A 14,926-nucleotide genomic window follows, 5' to 3' on the forward strand; every position below is an offset into this window, starting at 1 on the left:
TTAATAGTTGCTCCAACCCTTGCCATGTGGTGGCATCTGGTTTTTACTTGGTGGCAGTCTTCATCAATCGGAGGAACACGTGGAAACCGTCAATCAGCTCCTTGCCTCAATACAGGATGTGGGCCGCGATGCGGTGCGCGGAGGCTACTCCAGGGCCGTCTACTCGACACCCGAACTTGATCTCAGGCACTGGTTCATTGAACAGGCAAAAAGCCGTGGCCTGGACGTTGAGACAGATCGCAACGGCATCATCTGGGCCTGGTGGGGAGACCCACAGGATGGCGCCCTCGTCACCGGCAGCCACCTCGATTCCGTTCCTGGTGGCGGCGCCTTCGATGGACCCCTCGGCGTCGCTTCCGCGCTCGCCGCCGTCGATCTCCTCAAAGCCCGCGGAGTTCAGCCGCCGCGTTCATTGGCCGTCACGGTCTTCCCGGAAGAAGAAGGGTCCCGCTTTGGCGTGGCCTGTTTGGGTTCCCGGCTTCTCACCGGCGCCATCGACGTCGAGAAGGCACTGAACCTGCGCGACGCGGACGGAAACACCTTCGCCGACGTCGCGCGGGACAACGGCCTCGATCCCCGGCATGTCGGCCCTGATCCTGAGACCTTGGCGCGGATCGGCGATTTCGTTGAATTGCACGTGGAACAGGGCAAGGGCCTGGGGCAAGACGGGCCGGCCATCGCGGTGGGAAGTTCGATCCTGGGTCACGGGCGCTGGAAGATCAGCGTCAGCGGCCAAGGAAACCATGCCGGCACCACCCTCATGGCAGACCGGGCCGATCCTATGGTTGCTGCCGCGCAGATCATCGTCGCCGTTCGCGATACGGCCGCCAAACAGCCCGATGCCCGGGCCACGGTCGGCCGCTTGACGCCCGTTCCGGGCGGTACCAACGTGATCGCCTCGCGCGTCGATCTATGGCTGGATGCCCGCCATCCCGACGACGCCGTGACGGCTCACCTCATCGAGGCCATCTACAGCACGGCGCAGGAAGTCGCCGCAGCCGAAGGGTGCACGGCAACCCTCACGGAAGAGTCCTACAGCGACACCGTGCACTTTGACCCGGGTCTGAGTCGACGCATCAGCGGCCTGTTGCCCGGAGCCCCGGTCCTGGCAACCGGCGCGGGGCACGACGCCGGCGTGTTGGCCGGATATGTTCCCTCGGCCATGCTCTTTGTCCGTAATCCCAGCGGAATCTCGCATTCACCGGAAGAATATGTGGCCGACGAGGACGCTACGGCAGGCACCGTTGCCCTCGCGGATGTTCTGGAGGGACTCCTGTGAACGCGTTTTGGTGCGAAACGGCCATCATCACGTCAGACGATTCCGCCGGTTCGAACGACCGCACCGCCGGACCCACCACGCTGGTGGCTGCCGCCGGAGTACGCATCGAAACGCAAAACGGCCGTATTTCCAGCATTACCACCGGAGCTGATCCACAGCCCGGCGACAAGAGGCTGACCGGAATTACCTTCCCTGCCGCTGCCAACGCCCACTCCCATGCCTTCCATCGGGTGCTGCGCGGACGCACCCACGACGGCCGCGGAGATTTCTGGGTGTGGCGGGAGCAGATGTACCGAAGCGCATCCGAGCTGACTCCGGAGACATACGAGAAGCTCGCCACTGCTGTCTTCGCTGAGATGGTGGTTACTGGCTTCAGCAGCGTGGCTGAATTCCACTATGTCCACCACCAACCAGACGGCAGGCCCTATGCGGAACCCCATGCCATGGAGCTGGCCCTCGCGCGAGCTGCAATGTCCGCCGGGATCCGGCTCACTCTTCTGGACACCTTGTATCTGGCCGGAGGAATCGGCGCGCCCCTCAACCCCGAACAGGCAAGGTTCGGGGATGCGGATGTGCACGCCTGGCTCGATCGCCTAAGTTCCCTCCGGGCAGCTGTTGCCCAGCAATTTCCGCAGGAACTTGTCAGCGTCGGAGCTGCTCTTCACTCCGTCCGGGCAGTCCCGGAGGAAGACCTCAAAGTTGTAGCCAGGCAGCTGCCCGAAGACATCCCCCTTCACATCCACCTCAGCGAGCAACCCGCCGAGAACCAAGCCTGCCTGGAGGCCTACGGCACCACGCCAGCGGGTCTTTTGGAACGCCACGGACTCCTTTCCAGCAGGCTGTCCGCCGTCCATTCAACTCACCTGACGCAGGAAGACATCGCCCTGCTCGGAAACGCAGGCGCCACGGTGGTCATGTGCCCCAGCACGGAAGCCGACCTCGCAGACGGGATAGGTCCCGCGCGGGAGCTTGCCGACGCCGGGGCAGCCATTGCGCTGGGCACGGACCAGCATGCGGTGATCGACCCATGGACTGAAATGCGCACGTTGGAACACGGCGAGCGGTTGGGCACAGGACAGCGGGGCAGGTTCTCACCTCAGGAACTCCTGCGGGCCGCAACCGAAGGGGCTGCCCGGTCCATGGCTACGCCCATTGCCGCGTCGGGCCTTGAGGTCGGCGCCGTGTGCGATCTCATGGTTATTGATCCGGCATCCACCCGCACTGCCGGGTCCCGACCTTTGCAGATGGCATTCAGCGCAACTTCCAGCGACGTCACCGAGGTCATCATCGCCGGAGAACTGGTAGCCTCGCACGGCGTCCACACACAGCTCGGCAGCCCGGGCAGTCTTCTGTCGGAGGCGCTGCAAGAGCTGTCCTAGCGTCACGCATTAGCTCCTCCAAGGGGCCGACGGCGGCATGGTGCGTTCCACTCGCGACGCACCTGCCGCCGTCGTGCTTTGCGTTCAAGTAGTGGCGCCAAAGGCAACCCTTCCGGCCTTGAGAGGGCGTGCTTGGACCTTCCAGCCCACTCCCAGCTGCCAATCAGGAGAGGTGCGTTAATTTAGTGAATGCACGTCATCTGAACCGCCTTGACTGGAACTTGGCGGATATGGCGTGCCACACTGTGTAGCGCGTGTGCACCGGCGTCCCCGTCGGAACAGCCGACGACGTCCCGCACCGTGAATCCCACACCACCATTCCCAAGGGAGACCCATGTCCAATCCCAGCACCGAAGGCGTGCCACCAGTGTCCAGGAAAGTGATCGGCCTGGCCGTCGCTGGGGCGGTGGGTGGCTTCCTGTTCGGCTTCGATTCTTCGGTGGTCAACGGTGCCGTGGATGCCATGAAGGACGAATTCCTGATGAGCGAGGCCGTCACTGGCTTTGCTGTCGCCGTCGCCCTGCTGGGGTGCGCACTGGGAGCCTATCTTGCGGGCAAGGTGGCCGACCGCTACGGCCGCATCCCGGCCATGAAGATCGGTGCCCTCCTGTTCCTGGTGAGTTCCGTAGGTACAGGACTGGCTTTTGGTGTGTGGGACCTGATCTTCTGGCGCTTGGTGGGGGGCTTGGGCATCGGCCTTGCTTCGGTGATCGCCCCTGCCTACATTTCCGAGATTTCTCCCCGACACGTGCGTGGTCGTTTGGCATCGCTTCAGCAGCTCGCCATCACCACCGGCATCTTTGCGGCACTGCTGTGCGACGCCGTCCTGGCTAATTCCGCTGGCAGCGCCGGCAGCACCTTCTGGCTCGGCATGGAAGCGTGGCGCTGGATGTTCATCGCTTGTGCCGTCCCCGCTGCCGTGTATGGCTGGATCGCATTCCGCTTGCCCGAGTCGCCACACTTCCTGGTGCTCAACGGCAAGGAAGATGCTGCACGCAAGATCTTTGACACCCTCATCCCGGGCGACGACACCGAACGGCACATCCGCGATATCCGCGAATCCATCCAGCAGGACCTGCTGTCCACCAAGAAGGGCTCGCTGCGGGGCAACACATTCGGCCTGCAGGCGGTGGTGTGGATCGGCATCATCCTGTCCGTGCTGCAGCAATTTGTTGGCATCAACGTGATCTTCTACTACTCAACCACGCTGTGGAAGGCGGTTGGATTCCAGGAGAAGGACTCCCTGACCATCTCCGTCGCCACGTCCGTGACCAACATTCTGGTGACACTCGTAGCCATCGCGCTGGTGGACCGCATTGGTCGCCGACCGATCCTTCTGACCGGTTCCATCGGCATGGCCGCCTCGCTCGGCGTCATGGCATTGGCGTTCTCCGCGGCTGTTGGCACGGGCTCCGAGATCAGCCTCCCGGGCGCTTGGGGGCCAGTTGCCCTGGTTGCGGCCAACGTCTTCGTGATCAGCTTCGGTGCTTCCTGGGGTCCACTCGTCTGGGTGCTGCTTGGCGAGATCTTCCCGTCCCGCATTCGGGCCCGCGCGCTCGGACTGGCGGCGGCCGCGCAATGGATCGCCAACTTTGCCATCACGCTCAGCTTCCCCATCATGGCGGCGGGTTCGCTGCCGCTGACGTACGCCTTGTACGCGGCGTTCGCTGCGGCGTCGTTCTTCTTTGTGATGTTCAAGGTTCCCGAGACCAACGGCATGTCGCTGGAGCAGGCCGAGACGCTTTTCGTCCCCAAGGGCGCGCCGGTGGCACCGCTTCCTGTTACCTCCCACGAGCAGTAGTCGCGGCAATTACACCAGGTGCGGCTCGTGCGACTTCAGGTACCCGCGGCCTCCGAAGGCAATGAGAATCGCGATCACCATTGCGACGGCACCGGCAAAGAAGGGCACCTGCGGCCCAAAGTGCTCGCCTAGCTGGGCGGCGGCAAAGGGGGCCAGCGCACCACCCATCCAACGCACAAAGTTGTAGCCGGCGGACGCGACGGGTCGCGGAGAATCGGAGACGCCCATGGCCAGTTCGGTGTAAATCGTATTGTTGATGCCCAGCAGGGCACCCGCCACGATCACAAGCACGACGACGGCAGTCACCGAGTGGCCGGCAGCAAGTCCCAGTCCGAGGAGATCGAGCATGAGCGCTGCCAAAGTGCCGGTCAGGACCTTAACAGCACCGAAACGCTTCTGGAGCACGGGCGCGACGAACACCGAGAACACGGCAACGGCAACGCCCCAGCCGAAGAACACTCCCCCGATGCCGTATGCATCCATGCCGAGGATGAACGGCGTGAAAGCGAGGATAGTGAAGAAGCCGTAGTTGTAGAACAGGGCACTTGCCGCGGTGGTGCTGAGGCCCTTGTGTCCCAGCGCGAGAAGCGGATCCCGCAGGCGTGACTTCCTGGCGGGAGCGGGCGTCTTGGGAAGCAAGGCCAGTAGCGCGATAAAGGCGGCAGCCATGAGGACCGCGGTTCCAAAGAACGGTGCCCGCCACTGCCAGCCGCCCAACAAGGCCCCGAGAAGCGGGCCCAGCGAGATACCCAGGCCGAGCGCCGCTTCGTAGAGAATGATGGCCGTTCCGGTCCCACCACTGGCCACGCCAACGATCACCGCCAGGGCGGTGGCGACAAAGAGGGCGTTACCCAAGCCCCAACCAGCACGGAAACCCACCAACTGCTCAACACTGCCGGACAATCCGGACAACGATGCGAACACCACGATCACTGCCAGCCCGATCAGTAGCGTCTTCTTTCCGCCGATGCGCGAGGACACGAAGCCGCTGATCAGCATGGCGATCGCCGTCACCAGGAAGTAGCTCGTGAAGAGCAGGGAAACTTCGCTGGTGGAGGCCTCAAGGTTCTTGGCGATTGCCGGAAGAATCGGGTCCACGAGCCCGATGCCCATGAACGCGAACACGGCAGCCAGCGCAGTGGCCCACACGGCCTTCGGCTGCCTCAGGAATGAAGCCTTTTCAGCCTCAAGGGTGGTTTCAGTAGTTGTCTCGGCGCTTTCTGAAGCGTCAGCCAATTGGCGTGACATTCAAGGGCTCCTTGTCGATGCGTTTAGTTGTGGTTAGTTCTGGAATGAGCTGTTGAGCTTGCTGATGATGGGGAGCGCCGCGGCGAGTTGCTCGACTTCGTCGCTGCTCAGCTCCTGCAGCAGCCCGGCCACCATCGCGTTTCGCCGCTGGTTGGCGGACTCGACGGCGACCCTCCCGGCTTTGGTGATGACCACCTGCACGGCGCGGGAATCGTTGACGTCAGGCTGCCTGCTGACGAGCCCTGAGCGTTCGAGCTTGATGATCTGCTCTGTGGCGCTGGGGACCTTGATCCCCAGGTTCTTGGCGATGTCACCCACGCGGAGTCCGCCGTCGGAAATCATGGACAGCAGGCTGAGCTGCGCTGCGGTGAGTTCACCCTCCGGATCCAGGCGGCGGAACATGTACACGCCAAGGCGGAGTGACTCGCGAAATTCCTGAGCAATATGGAGAAGCCGTGGGTCTAAAGCCGAAGTGCTCGTCATACTTAGGTAGCCTAATAGTTAGGATACCTAAGAGTCAAGCGATGCAGCACGCAAGTGAGTCGCAGGTGAGCGCGTTTAGAGCCCTGAAAACGCGCACAAATGCGACTCAGTCGGGTTAAAGCGTGAGCTTCATGCCCTCATGGCTCGCGACGAAGCCCAGCCGTTCGTAGAAACGGTGCGCAGCAACGCGCGACTTGTCCGTGGTGAGCTGCACCAGGGAGCAGCCACGGTCCCGGGCCTGGTCGATGGCCCACTGGATCATGAGCGCGCCTACGCCTTGGCCACGGAGCACTTCAGAAACCCGCACGGCTTCGATCTGCGCCCGCCAAGAGCCCTTGCGGGACAGGCCCGGGAGATAGCTGAGCTGGAAAGTGGCCACCAGGTCGCCGTTCAGTTCGCCCACCACCAGGAGGTGGGCCGGATCGCCGTCGATCGCGTCAAAAGCCAGCTCGTACGGCACGAGGTCGTCCGGATTTTCACGCGCGGCACCTAATTGGTCATCAATCAGCAGCGCAAGGATGCGCGGCAAGTCGGCTTTAGTGGCGCGCCGAAGACTAAAGGTTCCGGAGCCGACGTCGGCAGTCATCAGGGCGGGCATGGCGGCAGAGTCTGGGGTCACCACCCCAGCATGCCATTTTGATCAGAACTCAGTATTGCTAAGTACCGGTACCTAGTTCTACTATGTAGCGGTAGCTAGTATTACTGAGTAGTGAAGGAGGTGTCCGATGGGCAAGCAAATGACAGAGATGCTCAAAGGCACGTTGGAGGGCATTGTTCTGGCCCTCCTCACCGGAAAGGCGGCGTACGGATACGAAATCACAACGCTGCTCCGGGCGCAGGGCTTCACCGAGATCGCTGAGGGCACCGTGTACGCACTGCTGGTCAGGATCGAACAAAAAGGGCTGGTGGACGTCGAAAAGCGACCATCCGAAAAGGGGCCACCCCGCAAGGTGTACACCCTCAACGCGCAGGGCGAAAAAGAACTGAAGGAATTTTGGAACACATGGAGCTTCTTGTCCGAACGGCTTGAACAGCTCCGCAAGGGAGGAAATTAACATGGCAGCAAAGTGGATCGAGCTGGTAACCGGATCGCTCGAGCAGAAGAAGCAGTACAAGCAGGCCAAGGCGCGGCTGGATGCGCTGCCTGAGCCCTACTCCTCCGTGGCGAACGCCTTCAACCGATACTTCATGTACTACGGCGGGGTCACCGAGGGGGACACGATCGTGCAGATGTTCACCGACCTCGCCGACCTATGGGAACGCGCCGCAGTCGACGGCACGCCTGTGAGCGAGATCGTCGGCGAGGACCCCATCGAGTTCGCCGAGGCCTTTGCCCAGGCATACGGCGGAAAGCGCTGGATTGATAAGGAACGCGAGCGCCTCACGAAGGCCGTTGATAAAGCGAAGGAGGCTGAATCATGACTGCTACCGCAATCCGGGTAGAGGGCATCGAGAAGTCGTACAAGGATCTCCATGTTCTGCGCGGCGTGGACTTCGAGGTGGCGTCGGGCAGCATCTTCGCCCTCCTCGGCTCCAACGGAGCAGGCAAAACCACCATGGTGAAGATCTTGTCCACACTGCTCAAAGCGGATGCCGGCACTGCCGCCGTCGAGGGTTTTGATGTTGCCACCGCGTCGCTCCAGGTACGGCAGTCCATCAGCCTGACCGGGCAGTTCGCAGCGGTGGACGAGGTGCTGTCCGGCAAGGAGAACCTGATTCTGGTGGCGAAACTGCGTCACCTGAAAAACGCGGCTCAGATCGCAGATGAGTTGCTGGCTCAGTTCAGCCTCACCGAAGCGGGGTCCCGCAAGGTGGCGACGTACTCCGGCGGCATGCGTCGCCGCCTGGATATCGCCATGAGCCTGATCGGGCAGCCGAAGGTGATCTTCCTGGACGAACCCACCACAGGCCTGGACCCCGAAGCCCGCCTCGAGGTCTGGCAGACCGTCAAGGATCTCGCCCGGAACGGCACAACAGTGCTGCTCACCACCCAATACCTCGACGAAGCCGAGCATCTCGCCGACCGGATCGCGATCCTGCACAAGGGCACGATCATCCAGAACGGCACGCTCGACGAGCTCAAGCGGCTGCTGCCGGCGGCCGAGGTCGAGTACGTCGAGAAGCAGCCCTCGCTCGAAGACATCTTCCTGGCGCTCGTCGGCGAAACGGCTGAAGAGCAGAAAGAACAGGAGGCATCCCGATGAGCACCCACGTCCTTAGCGATACCAGCGTCCTCACCGGCCGCTCGCTGCGCCACATCCTGCGCAGCCCCGATACGATCATCACCACCGCGGTCACGCCGATCGCGCTGATGCTGCTGTTCGTTTATGTGCTTGGCGGTGCGATCAATACCGGATCCGACGAGTCGTACATCAACTACATGCTCCCCGGCATCCTGCTGATCACGATTGCCTCCGGCATCGCCTACACCGCCTACCGCCTGTTCCTGGACATGCAGGGCGGCATCTTCGAGCGCTTCCAGTCCATGCCGATCGCACGGTCGAGCGTGCTTTGGGCGCACGTGCTCACCTCGCTCGTGGCCAACCTCGTCTCGGTCGCGATCGTCGTCGGAGTGGCCCTCCTTATGGGGTTCCGCACCGGAGCATCCGTGGGCACCTGGCTTGCAATCGCCGGCATCCTGGTCCTGTTCACGCTCGCCCTGACCTGGCTGGCCGTGATCGCAGGGCTCTCCGCGAAAACCGTCGACGGCGCCAGCGCGTTCAGCTACCCGCTGATCTTCCTGCCGTTCATCAGTTCGGCCTTCGTGCCGACTGCGACGATGCCCGGCCCTGTGGCCTGGTTCGCCGAGAACCAGCCAGTGACCTCGATCGTGAACTCCATTCGCGCGCTGTTCGCACAACAGCCGGTGGGCAGCGACATTTGGATTGCGCTGGCCTGGTGCTTCGGCATCCTGGTTCTGGCGTTCGCCTTCGCAATTGCCGCTTACCGACGGAAGATCGCCTAATCCCCCCGGCCTAAGCTCCCCTTTTCCACAGGGGAGCTTTCGCCGTGAGAGCCGATTAGCCATTGGTCAGACATTAGCTATAGCTTTATCGAAACAGATTTGTAACGGCCGTCACCATTTTGGTGGGCTCTTCGAAGGGTTCTTGAACTAATGTCCGACCAGACAACACAAGCGCAACTCCGCGCGTCCAGCAGGGACAGCGAGCCCCACCTGTCACGCTCGCTCAGCAACCGCCACATCCAGCTCCTGGCAATCGGCGGCGCCATCGGAACCGGACTCTTCATGGGCTCGGGCAAAACCATCTCCGTCGCCGGACCCTCCGTGATTTTCGTGTACATGATCATCGGCTTCATGCTGTTCTTCGTCATGCGCGCCATGGGCCAGCTCCTGTTGTCCAACCTGAACTACAAGTCCTTCAGCGACTTCGCCGGCGATCTCCTCGGCCCCTGGGCAGGCTTCTTCACCGGGTGGACCTACTGGTTCTGCTGGGTGGTCACAGGCGTGGCCGACGTCATCGCCATCGCCGGCTATGCCAATGAGCTGTGGCCAGGCGTTCAACTGTGGGTCCCGGGAATTGCGACCATCATCATCCTGCTTCTCCTGAACCTCCCCACCGTGAAGGCATTCGGCGAGACCGAGTTCTGGTTCGCGCTCATCAAGATCGTGGCCATTGTGGCGCTGATCGTCGTTGGCCTGGTCATGATCTTCACCGGCTTCCAGTCCAACGCCGGAACCGCAAGCTTCACCAACCTGTGGAGCCATGGCGGGTTCTTCCCCAAGGAATTCATGGGCTTCGTCGCCGGCTTCCAGATCGCTGTCTTCGCGTTTGTGGGCATCGAACTCGTGGGCACGGCAGCAGCCGAGACCAAAAACCCTGAGCACAACCTTCCCCGCGCCATCAACGCGATCCCCCTGCGCGTCATGCTGTTCTACGTAGGTGCGCTCATCATCCTCATGTCCGTCACCCCGTGGACCGAGTTCAAGGCAGGACACAGCCCGTTCATCGCCATGTTCTCCCTGGCAGGCCTCGGCATGGCGGCAACCGTGGTCAATCTCGTGGTGCTCTCCTCTGCCATGTCTTCAGCCAACTCGGGCATCTACTCGACGTCGCGCATGGTGTTCGGCCTGGCCAACGACGGCGACGCACCCAAGGTCTTCGGCCGGCTCTCCAGCCGCAAAGTACCCCGGAACGCACTGTTCCTGTCCTGCGTTCTGCTGCTGGCCGGCGTCGTACTTCTGTATGCGGGCAAGGACGTTGGCGCCGCGTTCGACATGGTGACCACCGTGTCCGCCGTCTGCTTCATGTTCGTCTGGTCGATCATCCTGGCCAGCTACCTCGTCTACCGCAAGCGCCGCCCGGAGCAGCACGCGGCGTCAACGTTCAAGATGCCTGGCGGCATCCCGATGGTGTGGGTTGTTTTCGCGTTCTTCGCGTTCCTGGTCTGGGCTCTCACCACGCAGCCGGACACTCTCACGGCCCTGCTGGTGACGCCTATCTGGTTCGCGATCCTCGGCATCGCCTATGCGGTCGTGCGTAAGTCGCCGCTGCACCAAGCCCGCGTGGCCGAATGGAAGGCGATGGCTGAAGCGGAAACCGCGGCAGCGACAAAGTAGCAGCGGCGCTCTGAGAGCGTCTATGGGGCTGTGCCCGCTTCGCGATGCCCACCACGCCGCAGCCCCATAGACGCTCTCTCGCTTGGCGATCAGTCTCACCCGCCTTCGCCGTCAACCATTTGTGCGAGAGGAACTAGGCTTCGGCTTTGCGGTCCTCTATCAGCTTCTGGATCGCGGGGAACAGCGGGTGTGACGGCGGAAGTTCGGTGATGCGCTCGACGGCGGCAGCTGCGTCCAGCTCGGAGAGCATGTTTGCGAGTTCCACGGCTTCGTCGTCGGATCCGTCGTCGAAACGAAGGGCAGCCGACATCGCCTCCAGCAACGCGACCGGTGTGACACCACGCTCGGCGAGCTCAGCCGCCGGGCCAACAAACCGCTCGTGCCGGCCAAGCTTCCGCAGCGGTGCCCGGCCGACGCGGACCACGGTATCGGGCAGGTACGGGTTGGTGAAGCGGGACAGGATCTTCTGCACGTACGCTTCCTGCTCGGCCTCCACGAATCCGTGTTTGGCCACCAGCAGTTCCTTTGTCTCTTCAAGAACAGCCCTGACCTTCGCCGCCACGGACGGATCGGCCATGGCATCGGAGATCTTCTCCAGGCCCGCCGCGTAGCCGAAATACGCAGCAGATGCATGCCCGGTGTTCACTGTGAACAGCTTCCGCTCGATGTACGGGCCAAGTTCGTCCACGAACGTCGCTCCAGGAATCGCGGGGACGTGGTCACCAAACGGTGTGCGGTCGATGACCCACTCGTAGAACGTCTCCACTGTGACATCCAGGCCTTGGCCCGGCGCCTGGTTCGGGACAATACGGTCCACTGCGGTGTTGGCGAACACAGCCACTGAGTCCAAATCGCCTGCGGAATCGTCCCAGGCCGCCCGGACTTCCACTTGCAGGAGGTGCGTGGCGTTGATGGCGTTCTCGCACGCCATCACCTGCAGGGGCGGCAACGATGGTTCCCGGGCTGCGAGTCCGCGCGCGATCACGGGTGCCACGAACTTCAGGATGTGTGGCCCCACCGCGGTGGTGACCACATCCGCCTTCGAGATTTCCTCAACAACGGCGGCTTCCTGCGTGCTCGAGTTCAGCGCACGGAACCCGTCTACGGTTTTGACCGCGGGGTTCTCGCCCACTTCATGGACCTCGTAGCTGCTCGCGGAGGCCAGCTGGCTGATCAGCGCGTCCGCAACATCGGCGAACACCACCTCATAGCCGGCTTCGTGCAGCAACAGCCCCACAAAGCCGCGTCCGATGTTGCCTGCACCAAAATGGACTGCCTTCACTATGCGTTGACCTTTCCGAACAGCTCCAGCACTTCCTCAACGGTGGTCGCTTCCTCCAACTGGGCCACCTGGGCCTTGTTGGTGAAGATCTTGGCGATCGAGGACAGGATGTGGAGGTGTTCATTGTTGAGTCCAGCGACGCCGACCACGAACTTCACTTGCTTGCCACCCCAGTCGATACCCTCGGGGTACCGAACGATGGAAACTGCGGAGTGCCGGATGTGCTCCTTGGCATCATTGGTGCCGTGCGGGATCGCCAGGAAGCTGCCCATGTACGTGGACACGGATTCCTCGCGTTCGTGCATGGCATGGACGTAGCTGACATCCACGGCACCCCGGTCAAGCAGGAGCTGCCCGGCTTCGTCGATCGCAGCATCACGGTCGTGCGCCGTTCCGTTCAGCACAACGCTTTCGGGGAGCAGGACTTCTTTACCCCCGACGGCGGCAGCGGGCTCAGCGGCATGCGCGCCGTGGGTGGCGGCTGCTGCTGCTTCTGCTGCGCCGGCTGGATGGGCAGCGGCCGGACCTTCGGTGTTGCTCGTCTTGACCAACTCCACGATTTCGTCGTACTTGGGACTGTTCATGAAGTTATCCACGGAATAGTGCACCGCGCTGGATGTCCTCGGCTGGGCGCGTTCCGTGAGGTCCTGGTGCGTGATCACAACATCGTACGTATCGCTCAGGTTGGCGATTGCGGAGTTGGTGACCTTGACGTCCGGGAAGCCGGCTGCCTTGATCTTGTTGCGCAGCACCGAGGCGCCCATCGCGCTGGAGCCCATGCCGGCGTCGCAGGCGAACACGATGTTCTGGACCGGCCGGGTGAGCACGGCTACATCTCCCCGCCCGCTCTCACCAACGAGCGCGGAGGAAACGGAGCTCTTCTTGCCCTTCATGGCTTCCATGCGGGACGTTGCGGCGGAGAGGTCATCCTCGCCCTTGTTCCTGGAGGTGCGAAGGATCAGTGAAGCAATCAGGAAGGAAACGGTTGTCGCCAGGAGTACGGCCAGAATCACGCCAACGTAGCTGTCACGCGACGTCTGGGCAATGACGGCGATGATGGAACCTGGCGCAGCGGGAGCTACGAGGCCGGAGTTGGTGATGGCCAGGGTTGCGATGCCGGTCATGCCGCCACCGATGGCAGCGAGGATCAGGATCGGCTTCATCAGTACGTACGGGAAGTAGATCTCGTGGATGCCACCGAAGAAGTGGATGATCGCTGCGCCCGGTGCCGAAGCTTTTGCTGCGCCGCGGCCGAAGAACATGTAGGCCAGCAGGATTCCCATGCCCGGGCCGGGGTTGGCTTCAAGCAGGAACAGGATGGACTTGCCCTGGTCCAGGGATTGCTGGATGCCCAAGGGGGTCAGGACACCATGGTTGATCGCATTGTTGAGGAAGAGAACCTTGGCGGGCTCAATGAAGATGCTGGTCAGCGGAAGCAGGCCATTGTTGACCAGGAACTGGACCACCTGACCGGCGCCATCGGTGAAAATCTTGACGAGCCACGAAAGTCCGTAGAAGCCACCCAAGGCCAGTGCTGCGCCCCAGATACCGGCGGAAAAGTTGTTCACCAACATCTCGAAGCCGGGACGGATCTTGCCATCCCAGAGGCGGTCGAGCTGCTTGATGGTCCAGCCGCCCAGCGGGCCCATAATCATGGCGCCAATGAACATCGGAGAGCTGGTACCCGCGATGACACCCATCGTGGCAATGGCACCCACTACGCCGCCGCGGACGTCGTAGACCATCCGGCCGCCGGTGTAGGCAATCAGCAGTGGCAACAGGTACTTGACCATGGGGCCAACGAGTCCGGGGTTGGTTACTCCCTCAGCGTTGGTCCCGAAACCGCCAAGTTCCGCGACTGGAATCCAGCCTTCTTTGATGAACAGGGCCGTGATGAGGCCCCAGGCGATGAAGGCGCCAATATTGGGCATGATCATGCCGGACAGGAATGTTCCGAACTTTTGGACGCCAACGCGCAGGCTGGTGCGGGGCTTCGCAACGGTCTCTGTTGCCATGTGAATTCCTAACGTGTGTCCCGCGGCGTCGCGGGGTCAGTCGATATAGATCGAGAGAGAACAGCCTTAGGAGCTGCTGGAAATGCGGTGAAGCCACTCAAGGAAGAGCTTCAATTCAGAGCTGGAAAGTTGGTCCGAATGCGAGGCCTGCAGTGCCGCATTCAGGGCGATTGCCGCAACAACCACGGAGGACTTACCGGAGTCCTCCGGTGCGGCGCCACGGGCGGTATCCGTGGAGACGGCGAAAATCATGGAATCCCGGGTCATCGTTGAGAGCTCGAGGTTCCTTTCTTCCACCGGTTCGGCGATGAGCATGAGCGTTACACCCACGTTGGCCGCGAGGATGCTTCGTGCCGCTTCGCGGGGCGGCACGTTGATCTGACCGGCGATGGCGGCCTTGTTCAGCATTTCTTCCAGAAGCGCTTCAGCATCGGCCACGATTGCTGGGCGGCTTTCCGGCCTGATATTGCCGAACATCACCAAATACAGGTGGGGTTGGCTCAGCCCGAACTGGACGTGGTTGTCCCACATCCGCCGGACATCTTCCAAGGGCTCCCCGGAAGGAGCAAAGTCCCTCTCCCCTGCCACGTACTCTTCAAAGCCGGCGGAAACGACGGCGTCGAACAGTCCTTCTTTGTCTCCAAAGTGGTGGTAGAGCGTTGGGGCCGTAACCCCGGCCAACGCTGTGATCTGGCGCGTAGAGACCGCTGACCCCTCCGAATTTGCCAACAATTCAGCAGCTGCACGGAGCAACCGAATTTTTGGCGGAAGCTGGTCATCGAAACTCATAACCGCTACCCTAGCACCTATAGCGTTGCTATATGAAGTGGCTCACAACAGAATTTTGTAGGCTAATTTCG

14 protein-coding genes are annotated in these 14,926 nt (G+C 62.1%); 8 read left to right on the forward strand and 6 right to left on the reverse strand.

The features are described 5' to 3' along the window. The first annotated feature begins 79 nt into the window (after positions 1–79). The 3 genes from AC6I99_RS20465 to AC6I99_RS20475 all read left to right on the forward strand — a co-directional run bounded on the left by AC6I99_RS20465 (position 80) and on the right by AC6I99_RS20475 (position 4,459). Positions 80–1,279, forward strand: a complete 1,200-nt coding sequence (locus AC6I99_RS20465) for an allantoate amidohydrolase (RefSeq protein WP_497961658.1) — start codon at positions 80–82, stop codon at positions 1,277–1,279. Further along, positions 1,276–2,658, forward strand: a complete 1,383-nt coding sequence (locus tag AC6I99_RS20470; RefSeq protein ID WP_497961659.1) for a formimidoylglutamate deiminase — start codon at positions 1,276–1,278, stop codon at positions 2,656–2,658. Before AC6I99_RS20465 ends, AC6I99_RS20470 begins: the two co-directional genes overlap by 4 nt. Positions 2,659–2,992: 334 nt before the next feature. Beyond that, the gene (locus tag AC6I99_RS20475) at positions 2,993–4,459 is read left to right on the forward strand and encodes a sugar porter family MFS transporter (RefSeq protein ID WP_497944146.1); all 1,467 of its coding nucleotides are present in this window, start codon (positions 2,993–2,995) and stop codon (positions 4,457–4,459) included. Positions 4,460–4,468: 9 nt separating this feature from the next. Here AC6I99_RS20475 and AC6I99_RS20480 read toward each other — a convergent pair whose 3' ends face one another. The 3 genes from AC6I99_RS20480 to AC6I99_RS20490 form a co-directional block, all read right to left on the reverse strand. Continuing rightward, positions 4,469–5,707 (reverse strand): MFS transporter, encoded by a 1,239-nt coding sequence (locus tag AC6I99_RS20480; protein WP_497944145.1) that lies wholly within the window; start codon positions 5,705–5,707, stop codon positions 4,469–4,471. A gap of 33 nt (positions 5,708–5,740) precedes the next feature. After that, complete coding sequence (locus tag AC6I99_RS20485) at positions 5,741–6,190, reverse strand: MarR family winged helix-turn-helix transcriptional regulator (protein WP_224165676.1); 450 nt, start codon at positions 6,188–6,190, stop codon at positions 5,741–5,743. A gap of 115 nt (positions 6,191–6,305) precedes the next feature. Next, positions 6,306–6,776, reverse strand: a complete 471-nt coding sequence (locus AC6I99_RS20490) for a GNAT family N-acetyltransferase (RefSeq protein ID WP_224167589.1) — start codon at positions 6,774–6,776, stop codon at positions 6,306–6,308. Positions 6,777–6,915: 139 nt separating this feature from the next. Between AC6I99_RS20490 and AC6I99_RS20495 the strand changes: the two genes are divergently transcribed. From AC6I99_RS20495 to cycA, 5 genes are all read left to right on the forward strand, one after another. Further along, positions 6,916–7,245: a PadR family transcriptional regulator gene (locus AC6I99_RS20495; protein ID WP_224165677.1), complete on the forward strand. Its 330-nt coding sequence runs from the start codon at positions 6,916–6,918 to the stop codon at positions 7,243–7,245. A 1-nt stretch (position 7,246) separates the two neighbouring features. Continuing rightward, a complete protein-coding gene (locus tag AC6I99_RS20500) occupies positions 7,247–7,612 on the forward strand; it encodes a DUF1048 domain-containing protein (RefSeq protein ID WP_224165678.1) in 366 nt (121 codons plus the stop codon). Continuing rightward, the gene (locus AC6I99_RS20505; protein ID WP_224165679.1) at positions 7,609–8,394 is read left to right on the forward strand and encodes an ABC transporter ATP-binding protein; all 786 of its coding nucleotides are present in this window, start codon (positions 7,609–7,611) and stop codon (positions 8,392–8,394) included. The genes AC6I99_RS20500 and AC6I99_RS20505 overlap by 4 nt, the downstream gene beginning before the upstream one ends. After that, positions 8,391–9,155, forward strand: coding sequence for an ABC transporter permease (locus AC6I99_RS20510; RefSeq protein ID WP_224165680.1), 765 nt, complete (start codon positions 8,391–8,393; stop codon positions 9,153–9,155). The genes AC6I99_RS20505 and AC6I99_RS20510 overlap by 4 nt, the downstream gene beginning before the upstream one ends. Before the next feature lie 150 nt (positions 9,156–9,305). Then, the gene (gene cycA / locus AC6I99_RS20515) at positions 9,306–10,769 is read left to right on the forward strand and encodes a D-serine/D-alanine/glycine transporter (protein WP_497944141.1); all 1,464 of its coding nucleotides are present in this window, start codon (positions 9,306–9,308) and stop codon (positions 10,767–10,769) included. Between the two features lie 133 nt (positions 10,770–10,902). Here the strand turns inward: cycA and AC6I99_RS20520 are convergent, their stop codons facing one another. From AC6I99_RS20520 to AC6I99_RS20530, 3 genes are all read right to left on the reverse strand, one after another. After that, entirely contained in the window at positions 10,903–12,051 is a 1,149-nt protein-coding gene (locus tag AC6I99_RS20520; RefSeq protein ID WP_497944140.1) for a mannitol-1-phosphate 5-dehydrogenase, read from the reverse strand. After that, positions 12,051–14,066 carry a PTS mannitol transporter subunit IICBA gene (locus AC6I99_RS20525; RefSeq protein WP_309928146.1) on the reverse strand — a complete coding sequence of 672 codons (2,016 nt, stop codon included), beginning with the start codon at positions 14,064–14,066 and terminating at the stop codon, positions 12,051–12,053. Before AC6I99_RS20525 ends, AC6I99_RS20520 begins: the two co-directional genes overlap by 1 nt. Before the next feature lie 66 nt (positions 14,067–14,132). Further along, positions 14,133–14,855 (reverse strand): TetR/AcrR family transcriptional regulator, encoded by a 723-nt coding sequence (locus AC6I99_RS20530; protein ID WP_224093309.1) that lies wholly within the window; start codon positions 14,853–14,855, stop codon positions 14,133–14,135. Positions 14,856–14,926 lie beyond the last annotated feature (71 nt).

The sequence above is a fragment of the Arthrobacter sp. TmtSoilC77 genome (assembly GCF_059739415.1).

What these genes read in the sequence shown, in the direction of transcription:
- AC6I99_RS20510 (WP_224165680.1), top strand. Translation starts at nt 8,391, where the DNA reads ATGAGCACCCACGTCCTTAGCGATACCAGCGTCCTCACCGGCCGCTCG.
- AC6I99_RS20530 (WP_224093309.1), bottom strand. Translation starts at nt 14,855, where the DNA reads ATGAGTTTCGATGACCAGCTTCCGCCAAAAATTCGGTTGCTCCGTGCA.
- AC6I99_RS20485 (WP_224165676.1), bottom strand. Translation starts at nt 6,190, where the DNA reads ATGACGAGCACTTCGGCTTTAGACCCACGGCTTCTCCATATTGCTCAG.
- AC6I99_RS20525 (WP_309928146.1), bottom strand. Translation starts at nt 14,066, where the DNA reads ATGGCAACAGAGACCGTTGCGAAGCCCCGCACCAGCCTGCGCGTTGGC.
- AC6I99_RS20505 (WP_224165679.1), top strand. Translation starts at nt 7,609, where the DNA reads ATGACTGCTACCGCAATCCGGGTAGAGGGCATCGAGAAGTCGTACAAG.
- AC6I99_RS20480 (WP_497944145.1), bottom strand. Translation starts at nt 5,707, where the DNA reads ATGTCACGCCAATTGGCTGACGCTTCAGAAAGCGCCGAGACAACTACT.
- cycA (WP_497944141.1), top strand. Translation starts at nt 9,306, where the DNA reads ATGTCCGACCAGACAACACAAGCGCAACTCCGCGCGTCCAGCAGGGAC.
- AC6I99_RS20500 (WP_224165678.1), top strand. Translation starts at nt 7,247, where the DNA reads ATGGCAGCAAAGTGGATCGAGCTGGTAACCGGATCGCTCGAGCAGAAG.
- AC6I99_RS20495 (WP_224165677.1), top strand. Translation starts at nt 6,916, where the DNA reads ATGGGCAAGCAAATGACAGAGATGCTCAAAGGCACGTTGGAGGGCATT.
- AC6I99_RS20490 (WP_224167589.1), bottom strand. Translation starts at nt 6,776, where the DNA reads ATGACTGCCGACGTCGGCTCCGGAACCTTTAGTCTTCGGCGCGCCACT.
- AC6I99_RS20475 (WP_497944146.1), top strand. Translation starts at nt 2,993, where the DNA reads ATGTCCAATCCCAGCACCGAAGGCGTGCCACCAGTGTCCAGGAAAGTG.